This is a genomic window from Pseudoneobacillus rhizosphaerae, assembly GCF_917563885.1.
In the GTDB taxonomy this organism is placed as follows: domain Bacteria; phylum Bacillota; class Bacilli; order Bacillales; family Cytobacillaceae; genus Pseudoneobacillus; species Pseudoneobacillus rhizosphaerae.
In genome coordinates this window covers 1-2,663 of record NZ_CAKJTG010000061.1, presented here as the reverse complement: position 1 = coordinate 2,663, position 2,663 = coordinate 1, and the positions used below count along the sequence as shown (strand labels likewise).

General features: G+C 35.0%; 2 protein-coding genes and 1 pseudogene. All 3 read right to left on the bottom strand.

The window, feature by feature from the left end:
• Positions 1 to 181: pseudogene (locus LRP83_RS23100) on the bottom strand (Crp/Fnr family transcriptional regulator); the annotation flags it as partial.
• Between the two features lie 175 nt (positions 182 to 356).
• Positions 357 to 1,757: a sensor histidine kinase gene (locus LRP83_RS23095; RefSeq protein ID WP_230499182.1), complete on the bottom strand. Its 1,401-nt coding sequence runs from the start codon at positions 1,755 to 1,757 to the stop codon at positions 357 to 359.
• The gene (locus tag LRP83_RS23090; RefSeq protein ID WP_230499181.1) at positions 1,754 to 2,434 is read right to left on the bottom strand and encodes a response regulator transcription factor; all 681 of its coding nucleotides are present in this window, start codon (positions 2,432 to 2,434) and stop codon (positions 1,754 to 1,756) included. The genes LRP83_RS23095 and LRP83_RS23090 overlap by 4 nt, the downstream gene beginning before the upstream one ends.
• Positions 2,435 to 2,663: the final 229 nt, after the last annotated feature.

The following is a 2,663-nucleotide window of genomic DNA, read 5'->3' as shown; positions in this document are numbered from 1 at the left end:
ACACAATTCCATCAGGACCAGTGACTGGATTTGCCACAGCCCCTTTTAAAAATCCACTTGCATCAAAGCCACCAGTCAATTTGTGAATCCCAGCATTTAACCAAGCATATCCTAAATAAATTCGAAGTACTGTGAATAAAGCAGCAGCAATTTTATTTTTTCTTAAGAAATTCACCAACATATGAATCAACTTCCTCTCAATTGATAATTTAATTTAATGAATGATTACACTATCAATATACAAGAAAATTAGTAAACAATGTGGGGATATTAGAAACCTTCACAAATCCGTAAAAACATTATGTCAAACAGTTGAACGAGGCAATAAGAGAAAGAATGGGGACAATTCTTATGCTTCATTTTGAAGCAAGTGAACGGTCCCCATGACTCAATTCCACTATAAAACTTGTTCCCTCTTTTTCTTTACTTTTCACGGTAATATTCCCTCCATGCAGCTTTACAATTGTAGCAACAATTGACAGACCTAAGCCTGTTCCCTCTATCGTTCTTGTCCGTGAAACATCTGCCCGGTAAAAGCGGTCAAATATCCTTTCTAATTCCGTATCTTTCATACCAATCCCTGTATCCTCAAAAGTTACGAAAATGGACCCTTCTCTGGCTTCTATTACGATTTCTATACTACCATTTGGCTTATTATATTTAATTGCATTTGATAAAAGGTTGTCCCAAACAGTCTCTAATAAGGATGGATCGCCTAATAATTCTATATCTGGTAAGGTGTAGCTTAGCATGATGCCTTTTTCATTGATTGCCCATTGGTAATTTCGGATCAATTCCTTTAGCTGCTGTCCAACGTTGAATAGTTTTTTTACCATAAATTCCTCATCTCGATCTAATGAGGCAAGAAGTAACAATTGTTCTGTTAAAGTAGATAGTCTTCTAATTTCACCGTTAATGATTGAAATATATTTGGTTGTTTCTTCTTTGCTAATAGAATTGTTATCCAAAAGGTTCGTATATCCTTTAATATTGGATAGTGGTGATTGTATATCATGAGAAATATTCGAGATGAATTCCTTCCTCATATCATCTATTTGTTCTAGCTTTCTTGCCATGCGAAAAAAACTATGGGAAAGCTCGCCTAACTCATCATGGCGAGCAATGCCGAATTCAACTTTGTAATTCCCATTTGCCAATAACTTTGTTGCTTTAGTTAGTTTAGAAATTGGCTTTACTAAATATTTGGTATTAATAATAACCATTATGATAGTCAAAGAAATTGCCAGTACAAGGATCCATCCGAATAATATGTGCATCTCATTGAATAGGAATTTGATATCCGGTCTAACAAAAAGTGCAAAGCTTTCTCCGTTATACTTCAATGGAACGCCAATCGTATTCTTTAGTTCATTAGCAAAAAAGCCAGTAACAAATGTCTTCTGTGGAAATTGAAGAATGCCGTGAAAAATAGTGCCGTTTAATACAGACTGTTTGGTTGAATCAGAAAGACCTTTGTCCCTGAAAGGCTCGCCAAAAAAGAATTCATTCCCATCGGTATCTACCAAATACAATTGATAGCCAACTAAAGATATACTTTCTAAATACTCCTTCAGGTTGAGGTTTGGATGCTCCGAAGCAAAGGAAGCGATGTCTAGTGCAACCTTAGTGTTTTTTTGATCATTAACAGGCTTCAGTGTTTTTTGGTAATGAATATTTGAGATTAAGAAAGCAAGAATAAAGCTGATAAACATCATTCCAATGGTAACCACAATAAATTTCACATAAAGAGTTTTCATCGGCGCTGGATCTCCAATAGATAGCCAACCCCACGAACTGTATTTATTTTAAAATCATCGGTTAAGATTGAAAAACGTTCCCTTAATCTTTTGATATGCACATCTACTGTTCTTTCATCCCCTTCAAAATCCATCCCCCATATGTGGTTAATGAGATGTTCTCTGGAAAACACCTGTTTAGGATTAGAAACTAAGTAAGTTAAAAGTTCAAATTCCTTTAAGGGTAAAAGCAATGTTCGGTTTCCAATCTGAACCTCATAGCTCTTTTTATTAATAGTTGTATCACCTATACTTAGTATGGATTCATCTGCTTGATTATCATATCTACGTAACAAAGCTTTTATCCGAAAGCTCAGTTCCTTTGGTTCAAATGGCTTGACTAGATAATCATCCGTTCCAGCTTGATATCCTTGCTCTTTATCCTCGATTTGGTTTTTTGCGGTTAAAAGGATCACAGGAATATCAAATTCTTTTCGAATTTGTTTCGTGAGAGTATACCCATCCATGAATGGCATCATGACATCAACAATTGCCAAATCACATGCCTCTTTTTTAAAAACTTCCAAAGCCTCCATACCATCCTTCGCTTGCAACACATGATAGCCTTGTTCAGTTAAGTGAATATGAACAAGATTTAAAATTAGAATATCGTCATCAACAATTAAAATAGTTGTCATTCCTGTTTTCTCCCTAAAAATAATTGAAGAGCATTGTTTCACTTGTTTTCAATAATCGATACAGATTGAAAAAAAAAAAATTTAAAAGTCACCAGAGAAAGAAAAATAAGCGGAGATTTTCCGGTTATATTCAGAATGGAGCACGTTTCGGGCTAAATAAGGGGAGATTTTCCGGTTATGTCAAGCAAATTCCCCTTTTTTAACGTTTTTCTAGTCAATAGGCGGAATT